Raw genomic sequence first — 14,072 nt, 5'->3', positions numbered from 1 at the left:
TCTTAGATTGTTTTAGTTTAGCGGGTTTCCTCGGCAGTAATGTTGCTTGCTCGCCTCGCTGGTAGTGGGAAAAGTGGGCGAATTTCGACCGTGCCTTTCTTAGAAGGAGGAAGGCGTTCGGCGATGGAGAGCGCTTCGTCGAGATCGACTACATCGATAATATAGTATCCACCAAGCTGCTCAACAGTTTCGGCAAAAGGCCCATCGGTAATCTGTCGCTTTCCGTTGCGAACGCGTAGGCTGGTGGCGCTGGATACCGGGAAAAGAGGAGAAGAAGCGATCCATTTACCTTGAGATTCCAACTCGTCGGAGATCGCCATAGACTCTAACATGCAGTCTTCGCGTTCTTGTTCAGTCCAAGTATCCTCGGATCCGTAGATTAATAGCATGTATTTCATTTTATATATACGAGTTTTTCGTTGTTGCTCGATCCCAGCATTTCAAGTTTTGAAACATGGGCCTATCTGTTATTAGTGATCTGGGTTTTTGTGGTCGGGTACCATCACCATCCAACCGACACTGAATTTGTCCGTGACCATACCGAAGCATGGCGACCAAAATGTTTTTTCGAGCGGCATCACGCTTTCGCCCCCATCGGCAAGAGAGGCGAAGACGCGTTGAGCGTCGGATTCGGTGGGCACGGTGAGAGCCAAGCGAAAACTGCCAGCGTCGACGGATTCGCCGCAGCCGTCGGAGGCCATCAGAGTGATTTTGCCCACTGTGAATTCCGCGTGCATGATCTTGTTTTCGAAGCCTTCAGGAAGCATGCCTTCGGGAGCGGGTTCAGGACTTTCGGAATGCCGCATGACCATGCCTACTTTTGCGTTGAGCGCTTTTTTGTAGAATTCGAGGGCTTCCTCGCAGCGACCGCCGAAAAAGAGGTAGGGTCGAACATCAGCCGACTGCATCGAAATGGCGTCGCGCAGAACGTCCTCGTTTTCGCTTAGGTCGCCGGAGGGGTCTAGCTCGGCGAAGTCGCTCATTTCGTAGAAGGGTCGGATTTCGATATCGGAATCCTCAAGCATCGGGTTCGGACAACGTTTTACCCAATCGATGGCGTGCTGCATCGAGTCGACTTCCCATACCCAATAGCCAGCAATCAGCTCTTTCGTCTCAGCGAAAGGCCCGTCTGTGACACTGCGGTCTTTGCCGCTGAATCGTACGCGAACGCCTTGGGAGCTCGGCTTGAGGCCGTCGCCCGAGCGCATGATGCCCGCTTCGACGAGCTCTTCGTTGAATCTCCCCATTTCTGCCATCAGCTCTGTCTTCGGCAATTCGCCGGTTTCCGAACTTTTGGTGGCCTTAACCATTACCATGACTCTCATAATCTAGTTCCTCTATCTGTTGTGCTCGCTTGGGTGTTTCACCCTGCGTATTCGATTGTTCATTCACTAGTCGAATGCAGGCGGCGGTTTTCGACAGGTGGAAAAACTTTTTTAGCATAGCGTAGCGAAAGCAGGGGTGCTTTGTTGGGCAAATGCGGGAGTACCCGGCATCTTGCAGCCCTGCGATAAGGTGAAGGACGCGGAAGTTCGAGGGTCGTTGAACGCGACCTCGGTTTTTGGCGGTGCTATTTGAGAACTAGCGAATCGATGCGTCGCCGTAGAAGGCGTTGCTCCGGCGTTTGCCTGGCTAGGGATAGGGCCTTTTCGAGAGCGGATTTCGCATCGGTCGGCTTGCCCAGTTGCCTGAGGAATTCACCGCGGGCGGAGTGGGCGAGATGGTAGTCCGCGAGCTGGTCAGTTTCGAGCAGATTGTCTACGAGATCCAGTCCGGCTTGGGGGCCGTCTCGCATGGCGACGGCGACGGCTCTGTTTAGTTCCACGACAGGAGAAGGATCGATTTGCCGGAGTACATTGTAGAGAGCCACGATCTGGGCCCAATCCGTTTCCTGGGTCGATTTGGATTCGGCATGAACCGCGGAGATCGCAGCCTGAATCGTGTAGAATCCGAACTCGCGTGAAGCCAGGCTCTGCTGGACGAGTAGCAGGCCCTCTTCGATCAGCTTTCTATCCCAGAGGCTGCGGTCCTGCTCCTCGAGCAAAACGATATCGGCCTCCTGGTTCGTGCGGGCAGCCTGGCGAGATTCGTGCAAGAGCATCAGAGCCAGCAATCCTCTGACTTCGGGATCCGGAAGCAAATCTAAGAGGGTGCGAGCGAGCCGAATCGCCTCTTGCGATAAGTCAGAGCGAAGGGCCGCTGTACCTGAGGAGGCTGAATAGCCTTCGTTGAATACAAGGTAGACGACTGAGAGCACCGATTCGAGACGCTCGGGCAGAGATGCTGCGTCCGGCATAACGAAGGGTATTCTAGCGGAGCGGATCTTGGCTTTACCGCGAACGATTCGTTGGGCCATCGTTGCGGTGGGGACGAGAAAAGCCTTTGCTATGTCCTGCGTCGATAGGCCGCAGACCTCTCGGAGCGTTAGCGGAATTTGGACAGTAGGGTCGATGGCGGGGTGGCAACAAGTGAAGATGAGCCGAAGGCGGTCGTCCTTGATATCGCGTTCCGAAAAGGAAAGGTTGGCCTCTTGGATTTCCTCGATTCGGTGTTCGAGTTCTGGCTCGAGCACGGTCAATCGTGAGCGTTTGCGGATGGCGTCGATCGCTTTGAATCGACCTGTAGATATAAGCCACTCGACCGGCTTCGCAGGAATTCCCTTAGACTCCCAAGATTTCAAGGCGGTGACAAACGCGTCTTGCGTCGCCTCTTCCGCAAGGTCGATGTCGCCGAGGAGCCTTGCCAAAGTGGCCAGCACTTTGCCGGAATCCTGGCGGTAGATGGCTTCGACTTGCAGGCTGAGGCTGAGGGACATACGCGGGAAACTCCAAAGGAGAAATGAGCACAGCAAGGATCTAGCTACGAGACGAAGTTGCCAGCGCTAAATGATTGAATCCCACCTGTCATTTCAGGTCGAAAAATAGTTTTTAGCATCCGAAACTGGGCCCGTCCCCTCGTTTGCAAAAGTCTGCTCACGAAAAAGCCTCGGAGCGGTTGGGCTGCCGAGGCTTGGAAAATTGCTTCGCGTCGTCGTCTAGTTAGAGACCGTGATGGGAATAACGACGTCTGAGTAACCGCCCAGTTCGACGTAAAGATTGCCCGAACCAGGTTCGCCGCCCTCTACGCGGATGCTGGCGGAGCGCTGACCCGCGGGGATTATGACTTCTGGCATAATCACGCTGTCGGGCACATCTGTGGTTACGGTGACTGCTAGGCCACCTGGGGGAGCCTCCGTTGGGATAGAGAAGGCCAGGATGCCGCGCTGTCCTTGACGAAGGTTTAAGCTGCTCGGCGAGACGCGAATGTTGGAAGCGTCGATGCGAAGGGTCCCGGCTGAGAGTTCTCCGTTGAGGCCGAGGACGCTTACGTTGTAGTTGCGGCCTTCTGGTAGGCTCGGAACGTAGAAGGCGAGGGAAGTTGAGCTCTCGGCTTGGGTGACTGCCGGGGTGCCGCCAACCATGACCTTGTCGTCCCGAGTGAAGCCTCGACCGAGAATGGCGATGCGGGTGCCGACTGGAGCTCGGTTGACCTCGAGTTCCACCGAGTAGCGGTTTTCCACGTTGATGGTCTTAACATCGGTCGGAATCTCCTTGGACACGACAGCGGTCGCCGTCTTGCGCTGGTAGCGGACGAGCAGGTAGTACGCTGCCTTGTCGCGGCCCGGAGGCATTGTGTAGTCGTATTCGTAGAGGGAATCGCTTCCAGGAACGCGGTTCATGGTGTGAGCCTTGCCGTCGATGATGATCTCTGGCCGCACGCTACCTTCTACGACCGCGTTATTCTTCACCGAGACCTGTGCGGTGATCGAATAGGTGCGGGAAGGGTTGGCCTTGTGGGTCGACGGAGTTAGGTCTACGAGCTTCAAGTCGCACCCTGCTAGAAAAAGAGCGAGGGGGACGAGAATGATCGAGAGCCAAGTTCTACGGTTGGTTTTGGAAATTCGCTTATCCATGTTTTCGGGCTGGTAGAGTGAATTAATGCCTGTATTGCAATCACATAACGGACTTGCGGTGAAGCAAATAGTTCACCCGTCCTTAGCGATTTAATAGAAATGGAGAACAAAGAGTGAGTAAAAGCAAACACAAGGAGCCGTCTGAAGAGAAACAAACGCCCCTCGGCCTCTACTTGCACGTACCCTTTTGCTCCACTTCTTGCGACTTCTGCGGTTTCTACCAGATTCAGTCTGATCGTAAGGGTATTCTTAACTACATCGATGGCGTTAAGCGCGAGCTGGACTTAGTCGATGCCGGTAACCGAAAACTCGATACCATGTTCTGGGGAGGGGGCACGCCAGGATTGTTGCCCGCGGCTGACATGCTCAAGGTAGGGGCTGCGATCACTGAGAAGCTGGGAATGCCGGCTAAGGAGTGGACCGTCGAAATGGCGCCGTCCTCCGTCAAGCGGGACAAGCTGGAAGCTCTCAAGGAAGCCGGCGTCACCCGTATTTCCATGGGTATCCAAAGCCTCAACGAGCGACTGCTCGACGCTCTCGGCCGCCAGCACTCCCTCAAGCAAATACACAAAGCCTACGACTTGATCCGCGAAGTCGGTTTCCACTCTGTCAATGTAGACCTGATATTCGCTATTCCCACCCAAAGCGAGGAAGAGTGGCGGGCGGATGTGCAAGGAGCTCTCGCTTTGCAGCCCGATCACCTTTCCACCTACTGCCTGACCTTTGAGGAAGATACGGCCCTCTTCATTAAACTGCAGCAGGGGAAAGTATCGATCGATTCAGAGCGCGAAGCTCGGTTCTACACAGCGATGTGGGAGGAGGCGGAAAAAGGTGGCTTCCGGCAGTACGAGATTTCCAACTACTCGATTCCCGGTCACGAGTGCCTCCACAATGTGAATACTTGGAAAATGGCGGAGTGGATTGGTATCGGACCGTCAGGTTCCAGCCAGTGGGCCGGTTCTCGTCATACCAACACGCCCGACCTTAAGGCTTGGTTGGCTGGGCTCGAGCGTGGCGAACGTGGTCTGGTGGACCGAGTAAATCTGAGCGATGAACTGATGCTCGAAGATTCGCTGATATTTGGACTGCGTATGAACGAAGGCGTAGACCTCGCTTATCTGGGCCGCCGCTTCGACAAGGACCTCAGTCAAGTCGCCCTGTTCGACCAATTGGTGGAGGAAGGCCAGGCAGAGCGTGAAAGGGGTACCCTACGCCTCACCCCCGAGGGTCGAATGGTTGCAGACGCGGTGGGCGAAGCTTTGCTCGGAAGTTTCGGGTAGGGTTCGAACCTGCTTATCGGTCCCAATTTATTGCGGGTTTACAGACGCTCCCCGAGCCTTCAGCATTCAAAAAATGGAAGCAACGATCGTAGGTCTAGCGGAGAGGATTGCCACGGAAGCTCATGCGGGCCAGTACCGCAGGGACGGGTCGACTCCATACATCGAACATCCTAGAGCAGTTGCCAGTCGTGTTGGCAGTGATCCCAATGCGCAAGTGGTCGCTTGGTTACATGATGTGTTGGAAGATAGTGATTTAACCGCGGATCATCTTCTGGAGAATGGCATCCCGAGGCATTGCGCAGACGCAGTTGAGCTGTTGACCAAGTCGGAGGACACAGACTACGAAACCTATCTGGAGCGGGTTGCCCAGAGTCCGCTTGCCACCAAGGTCAAGATCGCGGACATGATTTCAAACCTCGCCGACAGCCCTAGTACTAAGCAGCTAAAGAAGTACGCCGAAGGCCTGATGCGACTGACGCGTGAATTGTAGCGGAGATCATCCGAAGATCAGGAAACGGCGTGCCTTGAACGATATAATAGCCGGCATGGTTGTTGTACGACTAGCGCCCGAAGCGTTCGAATGCTAAGAGCCGAGTTCACGCCAAGCCCCCTGGCGTCGAGAATCGGTAGCTTAGCGAGGCCGTCACTTTGAGACCGTGAAGCTGTAGGACGGTGATTCAACGTTCGCCAACGCGAACGATTCTTGGCTTTCTATAGCCTCAAAAGTTGAGGCATACTAATGTTTTAAGCCCAGAGTTCATCTACCCCGCGTTTTATCATGAAGCTGCTTTACTTGTCCTTTCTTCTGATGCCTGCCTTGGCGTTGGCTCAATTCCGCCTTGTTCCCGAGGATTCATTGCCCGGCGTAGGTTTCGAGCTGCTAGGTGGCGATGCCCTCGCCAGTATTCACTTTGACGCCACGGATGCGGTTTTAGTCGACCGAGTTGCAAACCTATTAGCCGAAGACATCGAGCGAGTGACAGGTCGTCTGCCAAAAGTCGAAAGCGATTTGAAGAGCGTATCCGAGAACTGTATACTGATTGGTAGCTTGGGGCAGAATCGTTGGATTGACGAGTTGGCTGATTCGGGCCGCATAGACGCTGAGGCGATTCGAGGATCTTGGGAGCGGTATCTGGTTGAAGTAGTGCAGAATCCTTTTCCAGGGGTAGAGAAAGCCTTGGTAGTAGCAGGCAGCGATCGTCGCGGTACAGCATATGGAGCCTTGAGCCTTTCGGAGACGATCGGAGTCTCTCCTTGGTACTACTGGGCTGATGTACCTGTCGCAAAACAGGACACGTTGAGTCTAGAGGTTGATTCCTTTCTATCGCCACCGCCAACGATCAAGTATCGCGGCATCTTTTTGAACGATGAGGATTGGGGGCTCTTTCCTTGGTCGGCGGAGACCTTCGATCCTGAGCTCGGAGATATCGGTCCTAAAACCTACGAAAAAGTATTCGAACTCTTACTACGCCTTAAAGGCAATATGGTAGCCCCAGCGATGCACGCTTGTACGCAAGCGTTTTTCACGGTTCCAGGAAATATGAAGATGGCGGACGACTACGGAGTGATGATAACTACGGCCCATTGTGAACCGTTGCTCTACAACAACGCGAGTGAGTGGAATGTGGATACGCAAGGCGAGTGGAATTATATGGTCAACCGCGACGAAATCACTCGAGTCCTAGACGAGCGCGTCGCGGAAGCCGCGGCCAAGGAGAATATCTATACAATCGCTCTCCGTGGCATGCATGACGAAGGAATGCTCGGAGTGGAAGAAGGTAGCAAGGTGGAGGTGCTGGAAGCAGCCGCTCAAGACCAAAGGAATATTTTATCCAAATACATCGAGAAGCCGATCGAAGAGATCCCGCAAATTTTCGTTCCGTATAAAGAAGTTCTCGAAATCTACGAGCAGGGAATGGAGCTTCCTGAAGATATCACAATCGTATGGCCGGACGACAATTATGGATACCTTAAGAAGTTGAGCAATTCCGAAGAGCGTCATCGGTCGGGCGGTGCGGGAGTTTACTACCATATCTCCTACCTCGGTTGGCCGAACGACTACCTTTGGCTCAATACGACGCCTCCTTCCCTCATGTACTCCGAGCTCGAACGGGCGTATTCGCTAGGAGCGGACAAGTATTGGCTTTTGAATGTCGGCGATATCAAGCCCGGTGAAATGGGGATGCAGCTTTTCTTGGATATGGCGTGGAGTTTTTCTGACTTCTCTTTCGAGAATATCGCCGATTACCAAGCCAAAAAGCTAGCTAGCATATTCGGAGAATCCTACCAGGAGGACCTTGCCTATATTTTTGACCGCTATTACTTCCACGGCTTCGCTCGCAAACCCGAGTACATGACCGGTGACTATCGTTGGAACAGCCTTTATGAAAAAGAGGAAGTCAAGGATACCGGTTTTTCCTTCGCCAACTACCGCGAAGCTGAAACGAGGTTAGCCGAATACAAAGCAATATCAGACTCTGCTGGCCGAATTATGGAGCAAATTCCAGACAGTCACAAGGCATCCTTCTTCCAACTAGTCTACTACCCTGTGAAGGCAGCGCAGCTCTACAATACCCAGATGCTCACGGCCCAGAAGAACCGATGGTATGCCGTTCAGGGTCGAGTCTCAGCGAACGCGTTGGTCAGCGAGGTAAAGGATCTCCACGACCAACTAGCCGATCTGACAGAGCGATACAATTCTCTGCTCGACGGCAAATGGAAGGGCATGATGACGGCGCCGGGCTTTCTGCCAGAGCCGCAATTGCCGACCACCCAGACTGTAGCCTCAAGCAGAGGTCAACAAGCTATGGGCATATTTGTCGAGCAAGGAGGAGTGAATCCTACGGCAAATCTGCAACTGCCGGAGTTCAGCGCTTTCAATCAAGGAGATAGCTTTTTCGAAGTCTTCAGCAAGGTAGATTCGGAAGTGAGCTGGGAAGCGACCTTCACTAAACCTTGGATACAGTTGAGCCAGTCTTCTGGTAAAACAGCAACCCAAGATCGAGTCTACGTGAGTATTGACTGGAAGGAAATACCGGAAGAAGAGGAACTAGCGGGAGAGATCAAAATATCTGGCGGAGGCCAGGAGCGGCGGATAGGGCTTTCGGTCGTGAATCCTGCAATGCATAGTCTGACGGATCTTGCTGACTCATACGTCGAAGATAACGGCGTAGTGAGCATATCGCCAGCTCGTTTTCACCGCAAAGTTGAGAACGGTGAAATCGCGTTTCAGCCAATCGAAGGACTTGGATATAGCAACACTGCTTTGAGGTTAGGAAGCTCGATGTATGACGATGGGAGAGAATCCTATGTCGAGTACGACTTCTATATAGCGACCCCCGGCGAAGCAGCGGTCCATATTTACATGCTTCCACTCTTCGCCAAGGATAAATCGCACAGTACTCGTTATGGTATACAAGTGGACGACGGAGAGGTCGAGATACGCCACAACGACGAGAAGGAATATTCTCAGGAATGGGCGGACAATGTCATGCGCAACACGGCAATAAATACGATCAACGTAGAGCTTGCCACCGAGGGCAAGCATACACTGCGGCTCTATTGCGTTGATCCAGGAATGATTGCCCAGAAAATTGTAATCGACCTTGGCGGACTAAAGCCGTCCTACTTGGGTCCTCCTACTACGCTTGCCGCTCAGCAGAATTAAAGTGATGTGCAGCAAGTCAGGCCAGAGTAAAGCAGCGCTACGCTCGTTGCTCTCTGCCGTCTCGTCAGCTCACTCACTATTCCGAAGTTTTAACCTACCGTGAGGAAATTGAAGTAACTTGAGTGAAAAACATCGCTGAGCCTCCTCGCGTCGAAACTACGGGCGTGAGTCCCCTAGGGCGAGAAACTCGTGTGTCACTGCTGTTGGGCGTCTGAACCTATTTTCCGCTTCGGATTTGCCGCATTTTCGCTCGTTCATCTATAAATTTTTGACGATTGCAGTTACAGTGCGGGCAAAGAGGAGAGTTATAGAGGAGGACTATTTTTTCCGTAATCTTGAGCGGCCGCTTTTTACCGCGCTCAACCATTTCCATGGCTGGGCCGCAACTAGGTACGACCGCGCTGAGAATTCCGTAGATCATGTTCCCGGCGCTTTGTGTTCTTGGTTTTTGGCCCATACTGCAGTTTCTTTTATTTGGTTTGGTTCAAGTTACGAGTAAGCTTTTCCTATTCAGATACCGGTTCGTTCGCAATTGTCGCGACAGTGGCGACTGAAATTATTCAGTCAGCCACGGCCTCGGAAAACAGAAATACTTCTTTACTCAGCTCGCGCACCACTTGTAATGATCCCAAACGAGGCAAGGGTGATGTTCATTGCTAGTTTTTCCAGCGAAGTGGCTATAGATCGCCAGAGGGAGTTGAGTTCTGGATTTGTTGTCTAAACCGCAAAGGAAAACGAAAGGATCAAATCCACAATGTCTTGATGGGACGGGAAAGCTAGATTGACGATGGAGCTGGAGTGGCGTCGACCCGCAAAAATGTGGAAGAGCCGTTCTTTGGCAATTTGACAGAGTAGCCTCTTCGGCTGCCGTCGAGCAGTGCTTGAGGTCCTCGAGGGATTCACTCGATCGGTTTCGGCTTCCAGCTTCCCGTGCTGAGATCCGTGCTATATTCAATTTGGACGTCGGCTCGTCGGAATGGGCAGACAACTCCAAAGTACGTTTCGTCTTCGTATGTTGTGAAATAGAAAGGTCTTTGATGGCTGGATTGGTAGTGTTCATGACCGAGAGCGAAAGCCAAGTACATGGGGATGCCAGCGGGTGATTTTGAATCAAGTTCATCGCCGTCGTAATAGTACTGGTTAAATCGATGCCACTGCCCGAATGGAGACTCCTTTTCGTGAGAGAGTCTCGCGACTAACCTCACGTTTTCGCCTGTATTGAGCGTAATATTAGTGCCTTCGAGCTTCTCGGATCCGGTTTCATCAGAAGTCAGATCGAAAGATATATCATATTGATATCCATAAATATCGTCCTTAATTCGCTCTATTTTGAGTTTGGGTGCTTTTGTCAGGGGCAATACAGTTGGATTCTGCTGTAAGTCGACAGAGTCGCTTTCGAATGTACCATCGACTTCCAATGCGAGCCAAACGCTTCCGCTATTGGTCAATAGTTGTAAGTCGTCAGTGTTCATTTCTCTCGTTTCAGGGTTGATTCTGACGGATCCGTCCTTCACTGAAACCTCCAGTTTGAGGTCATTGAATTGCATTGCCACATTAGTACGAATCGTTCCGATGTTCTCGTACATGATGTCCGAATAGATGTTGAAACCGAAAATGCTCCATTCTATCTTCGCTCCGTCCCTGATACCAGAGTTACTTACTTGGAGCGTTTCTGTATCGAAAGTTATCGTTGCTGGAATATATCCTGTAATGCGAGGAGCTACTTCGCCATAACCACCAGTCGAAAGGCTGATTTTGTAGTAACTTGTATGTTCAGCGATCGCGAACGTATCCTCGACAGTAAGTTGCTCGGCTGCTGCAGGTATAGCGGCTATTCTGAGAATCAAAAGAAACAGAATACCCCATGTTGTATTCATTATAGTGATGAATGTATGGCTGGGTTTTTTTTAGCTTCTTTTGAAACCGAACGCCGGACTCCAGGGGAGAGGGGGTCGATCAGTTCCGGCAGCAAGACCAGTTTCACTTCCTCGGCCAGTTCCGGATATTTATGCACCGTGTCGGTGATAAACTGAAACGCTTTCCACCGTACGGAAGCTTGCCTGTCTGGGTTTAGCCACTGCTGCATAGCAATGTCGAAAACGTGTCCCTCCTGTTCGTCGTTCAAACTCATTACCGCAACGATCTTCATCAGTTCACGCCAGTGTCCGTCTGGTTTTCCGGGCATAGCCGCTATAAGCCGATCTAGCGAGGAACGGACTCGCTTATCATTCTTCTCCATGCAGTTTCCCAACAGCCATGCCGCTCTCCACGAGTAGCGCTCACGTTCCGCCACTGCCAAGTCGATCGCTTCCGGGAAATCTTCCGGATGACTCTGCAGGTAAGCTTCCATCTCGTGGGCGTAACCACTGACCAGTATGTCTTCAAGCGGGGTGTTCATGGTCGAAGGTGTGGGTATCGAAGATTACTATTTTACACAATTGACCCTCGTAAGGGCATCGATGTGACGATCGAACCGTAATTCGTAGGCAGCTCCTATTTGTTTTGGAAGTCAGTAACTTGGTAGAGGTTGAATTGCGGGGAACCCGTTTCTTCGGGGAAGTGGCAGTTGTGAAATTCGACGCTGTGCACGTCGTGGAGAACGATCGCTGAGCGCTCGTCCGGCTGCATCAGCGTTACGGATACGTCGGTAAAATGAAGCTTCTTGGCGTGGCGAGCGTAGACGGCGTAGGCCGGAAGTAGGCCGAACATGCTTGGCTCCGGGTACGCTCGCGGACGTTCTGGCACTTCGAAAGGATTGCGTGGGCCGACCACTCCTGGCTCTTCCTTTCGGAGGAAAAAGGGGTTCACCAAATTGGTTGGCTGCTGGGAGGCTTGTTCGAGTGTGATGCCTCCTTTGTACTCGATACGGACATTGCTGAAAGAGATGTCTTCGATTGGGTGGCCCGGCTCTCCCATTATTTGAGAGGCGTAGCGTGAGTCAGCCTCTAGTACGGAGACGTTGGAGATTGAGACGCGGCGGAGTTTCCCAATGGTAGTTCCTTCAGGACCGCGGCAGCGTGCCCCCAAACGCAGGAAGAAGGGAGCGGTAACAATATCGCGCATTGATATATTGGATACTACGACATTTTCGATAGTGGCCCCATCTACGGTTTCTAGAGCGAGACCTCGGCAGTGATCGAAAGTGCAGTTCGTTATGGCTATATTGCGGAAGTCGCCAGTAGACTCAGTGCCAATCTTTATCCGTCCGGTGGGGCCGTCCTGATCGGTGGCTCGACTAAAGCTACGGTCGTACGTTCCATCGATCAGTGAACCGACACTGTAGCCGCTTACGAAGCAGTTGATTATTGTTATGTTCTCGCAAGGTCTCAGCTCGTTGAGAGCGTAAGAGGTTTTGAGCACGATGGCGTCGTCGTGTGGTGAATTGACGGAGCAATTGCTGATGCGAACATTGCGGCAACAGTCGATGTCGAAAGCGTCGCGATTGGTATCCACTTTTAGGTTATCGATCGTCAAATTGTCCACACCTGTGGCAAGCAAAGCGAAATGCCCACCGCGGAAGATGGTGAAGTCTCGCAGGGTGACGTTGCGGCAGTTCTTAAGGGCGATGGCTTTGTTGGCCTGGAGCGGTTGCTCTGCAAGATCGTAGTCATGGAAGTCGTCAATGCTGCCGTGGTTCTCGCCTTGGAAAGGGCTCGGCTTCTCTCCTGGGAGAGTGACGTGGTGAGCTCCCACGAGGGCTAGACCGTCTATGGTTCCGAAGCCTGTGATTGCGATCGAGTCTAGATTCTCTCCGCAAATGAGACTGTTTCGAAAATGGCTGTGCCCAAAGTCTTGATACCCTTTCTCTCCGGATTGGCTAAATTCTGGAAAGTCATATCCTGCTTCATCGACAGGTGAAGGGTAGGCAGCGATCAAACGCGATCCGGACTCAAACTGAAGGGTAACGTTCGAGGCGAGGTGGACCGTGTAGCTCGCGTAGCTACCGGAGGGGAAGATGACCGTACCACCGCCAGCTTCAAAAGCGGATTTGATCGCTGTTTGAATAGCATGCGTGTCGATAGTCTCTCCATCGCCGATGGCTCCGTAGTCACGGATGTTATGAAAAATGGGGTGCATCTGGGACGATCAAACAGAGTGTCGCGAGGGAACTTCGAAAGTTTTGCTGCCGTACAGTTTGAGAAAGCGTTAACATCTGCTTCTAAAGTGACCGGTTCTCGATCTAGAAAAACGATCGTTGATGGTGTCGGCCAAGCCAAGAACAGTTTAGAGCGAAGCTTAGGGCTGGATGGATTGGGTTTGAAACAGCAAGGAGTAGTTCGTCGAACTCAGATTTGGAGGGTCGCGATAAAGAGAGATCCGATTTTGGATTCGGTCGGCATCGGAATCGAGGGCCAGTTGTGCTTGATTGAGTTTCCAGTCTAGCCAGGCGGCTTCGCCCTGTAACGTGCCGTAGTCCGTGGCGTAGTCGATTTTGGCTAGAGCGAAGTTCTTGCGGTCGATATAGATAGTCATCGACTTGTAGCCTTCAACTCGCAGGACATAGCAGCGAAGCTTGCCCAACCTTCGCGTGCCCGTGAGCCGGATTTCGTTGGCGAATAGGTCCTCGTGAAAGGCTGGATTAAGAAACTCTCTGAGGAGCGCCGTGACACGCAGGCTTGCGAACTCAGAGTAGTCGATGGCTCGGTCCAAGCTCTGGAATTGGTCGGGTTCTTCAGTCAGTTCTGGGTTCTGAGGATATTGGTGACCGAGGATATAGATGTCCTCCGCGGTGGAAAGGCTACCGGTGCGTTGAACTTGTTGAGAGCCGTCCACGATAGTCCAGTAGGCGATGATCTCGCTAGGGCGGGTGAATTCCAGAGAGAAATTATGCGACAAGACTACCTTAGGCGTATTCAATCCTTGCTCTAAATAAGCGTTGTCTTGGTAGACTGTTACCTCTTCCTCGACCGTCGCATTGCATGAATAGTATCCAGCAGAAGAATACAGCTCTAATGTGTTCCTTAGTATTCTATCACCGTCTAGTTTGTCGGCTGCCTGGCAGGTCAGCGCGGAAGGGAATCCCAGAGCTAATAAGAAATGCGAAAACAGGACGGGACAGTGAACGAGTTTTGAGAATATGTGCATGTATGCGAAGCGCGAGGGGAGGCTCAATTCGTAAAGGAAGAGCGAGCAGGGGGTTCCATGTGCGGTATCCTACCGCCTTTCCAGCTCT

The 14,072-nt window shown here is 52.3% G+C and carries 11 protein-coding genes; 3 read left to right on the top strand and 8 right to left on the bottom strand.

Features of this window, described 5'->3' with window-relative positions:
- Positions 1 to 17: 17 nt before the first annotated feature.
- From QEH53_RS00365 to QEH53_RS00350, 4 genes are all read right to left on the bottom strand, one after another.
- On the bottom strand, positions 18 to 398 hold the full coding sequence (locus QEH53_RS00365) for a YciI family protein (RefSeq protein WP_309021127.1): 381 nt from the start codon (positions 396 to 398) through the stop codon (positions 18 to 20).
- Positions 399 to 470: 72 nt separating this feature from the next.
- The gene (locus QEH53_RS00360) at positions 471 to 1,325 is read right to left on the bottom strand and encodes a YciI family protein (RefSeq protein ID WP_309021126.1); all 855 of its coding nucleotides are present in this window, start codon (positions 1,323 to 1,325) and stop codon (positions 471 to 473) included.
- A gap of 245 nt (positions 1,326 to 1,570) precedes the next feature.
- On the bottom strand, positions 1,571 to 2,815 hold the full coding sequence (locus QEH53_RS00355; RefSeq protein ID WP_309021125.1) for an RNA polymerase sigma factor: 1,245 nt from the start codon (positions 2,813 to 2,815) through the stop codon (positions 1,571 to 1,573).
- 219 nt (positions 2,816 to 3,034) lie between these two features.
- On the bottom strand, positions 3,035 to 3,952 hold the full coding sequence (locus QEH53_RS00350; RefSeq protein ID WP_309021124.1) for an IPT/TIG domain-containing protein: 918 nt from the start codon (positions 3,950 to 3,952) through the stop codon (positions 3,035 to 3,037).
- 113 nt (positions 3,953 to 4,065) lie between these two features.
- Between QEH53_RS00350 and hemW the strand changes: the two genes are divergently transcribed.
- The 3 genes from hemW (at position 4,066) to QEH53_RS00335 (ending at position 8,899) form a co-directional block, all read left to right on the top strand.
- Positions 4,066 to 5,232 (top strand): radical SAM family heme chaperone HemW, encoded by a 1,167-nt coding sequence (hemW, locus tag QEH53_RS00345; RefSeq protein WP_309021123.1) that lies wholly within the window; start codon positions 4,066 to 4,068, stop codon positions 5,230 to 5,232.
- Between the two features lie 73 nt (positions 5,233 to 5,305).
- Complete coding sequence (locus QEH53_RS00340; RefSeq protein WP_309021122.1) at positions 5,306 to 5,722, top strand: hypothetical protein; 417 nt, start codon at positions 5,306 to 5,308, stop codon at positions 5,720 to 5,722.
- A gap of 288 nt (positions 5,723 to 6,010) precedes the next feature.
- Positions 6,011 to 8,899 (top strand): glycosyl hydrolase 115 family protein, encoded by a 2,889-nt coding sequence (locus QEH53_RS00335; RefSeq protein WP_309021121.1) that lies wholly within the window; start codon positions 6,011 to 6,013, stop codon positions 8,897 to 8,899.
- A gap of 899 nt (positions 8,900 to 9,798) precedes the next feature.
- Here the strand turns inward: QEH53_RS00335 and QEH53_RS00330 are convergent.
- The 4 genes from QEH53_RS00330 to QEH53_RS00315 form a co-directional block, all read right to left on the bottom strand.
- Positions 9,799 to 10,776, bottom strand: coding sequence for a hypothetical protein (locus QEH53_RS00330; protein WP_309021120.1), 978 nt, complete (start codon positions 10,774 to 10,776; stop codon positions 9,799 to 9,801).
- Entirely contained in the window at positions 10,776 to 11,297 is a 522-nt protein-coding gene (locus tag QEH53_RS00325; RefSeq protein WP_309021119.1) for a hypothetical protein, read from the bottom strand. Before QEH53_RS00325 ends, QEH53_RS00330 begins: the two co-directional genes overlap by 1 nt.
- Positions 11,298 to 11,392: 95 nt before the next feature.
- Entirely contained in the window at positions 11,393 to 12,976 is a 1,584-nt protein-coding gene (locus QEH53_RS00320; protein ID WP_309021118.1) for a glycoside hydrolase family 28 protein, read from the bottom strand.
- A gap of 159 nt (positions 12,977 to 13,135) precedes the next feature.
- Positions 13,136 to 14,011, bottom strand: coding sequence for a hypothetical protein (locus tag QEH53_RS00315; RefSeq protein ID WP_309021117.1), 876 nt, complete (start codon positions 14,009 to 14,011; stop codon positions 13,136 to 13,138).
- Positions 14,012 to 14,072 lie beyond the last annotated feature (61 nt).

The sequence above is a fragment of the Pelagicoccus sp. SDUM812002 genome (genome assembly GCF_031127835.1).
Taxonomy (GTDB): domain Bacteria; phylum Verrucomicrobiota; class Verrucomicrobiia; order Opitutales; family Opitutaceae; genus Pelagicoccus.
This window is presented reverse-complemented; position numbering and strand designations above follow the sequence as displayed.

Coding starts and splice junctions, on each gene's coding strand:
- QEH53_RS00330 (WP_309021120.1), bottom strand. CDS start 10,776: ATGAATACAACATGGGGTATTCTGTTTCTTTTGATTCTCAGAATAGCC.
- QEH53_RS00325 (WP_309021119.1), bottom strand. CDS start 11,297: ATGAACACCCCGCTTGAAGACATACTGGTCAGTGGTTACGCCCACGAG.
- QEH53_RS00335 (WP_309021121.1), top strand. CDS start 6,011: ATGAAGCTGCTTTACTTGTCCTTTCTTCTGATGCCTGCCTTGGCGTTG.
- QEH53_RS00320 (WP_309021118.1), bottom strand. CDS start 12,976: ATGCACCCCATTTTTCATAACATCCGTGACTACGGAGCCATCGGCGAT.
- QEH53_RS00350 (WP_309021124.1), bottom strand. CDS start 3,952: ATGGATAAGCGAATTTCCAAAACCAACCGTAGAACTTGGCTCTCGATC.
- QEH53_RS00340 (WP_309021122.1), top strand. CDS start 5,306: ATGGAAGCAACGATCGTAGGTCTAGCGGAGAGGATTGCCACGGAAGCT.
- QEH53_RS00355 (WP_309021125.1), bottom strand. CDS start 2,815: ATGTCCCTCAGCCTCAGCCTGCAAGTCGAAGCCATCTACCGCCAGGAT.
- QEH53_RS00360 (WP_309021126.1), bottom strand. CDS start 1,325: ATGAGAGTCATGGTAATGGTTAAGGCCACCAAAAGTTCGGAAACCGGC.
- QEH53_RS00365 (WP_309021127.1), bottom strand. CDS start 398: ATGAAATACATGCTATTAATCTACGGATCCGAGGATACTTGGACTGAA.